The sequence below is a fragment of the Faecalibacterium sp. DFI.5.82 genome (genome assembly GCF_029076575.1).
Classification (GTDB): Bacteria; Bacillota; Clostridia; order Oscillospirales; family Ruminococcaceae; genus Faecalibacterium; species Faecalibacterium duncaniae.
Window position 1 is genome coordinate 1 of sequence record NZ_JARFIS010000106.1, and the last position, 409, is coordinate 409.

The 409-nt window shown below is 61.1% G+C and carries 1 protein-coding gene; it reads left to right on the forward strand.

The window, feature by feature from the left end:
- Nucleotides 1-409 (forward strand): pyridoxal-phosphate dependent enzyme (locus P0G09_RS15790; protein ID WP_275253129.1); only part of this gene is annotated, 409 nt, incomplete at both ends.

Here is a 409-nt window from a genome sequence, read left to right on the forward strand (position 1 = left end):
TGATCTCCGGCGTGGCCTTTGCCATCAAGAGCCTGCGCCCCGAGGTCAAGGTCTATGGTGTGCAGGCCGAGGGTGCCCCCAGCATGTACCGCAGCCTGCATGAGAACAAGTATCAGACCCTGAAAAATGTGGCCACCTTTGCGGACGGCATTCAGGTCAAGACCCCCGGCGAGCTGACCTATCAGCTCTGCGAGGAATATGTGGACGACATCGTGACCGTCAGCGAGGACGAGACTTCCGCCGCCATCCTCTCCCTGATGGAGAACCAGAAGCTGGTGGCCGAGGGGGCCGGTGCGGTGCCTGTGGCAGCGGCGCTGTTCCACAAGCTGCCCATCGAGGACAAAAAGGTGGTCTGCCTGATCTCCGGCGGCAACATCGATGTGAACATCCTCAACCGCGTCATCACCCG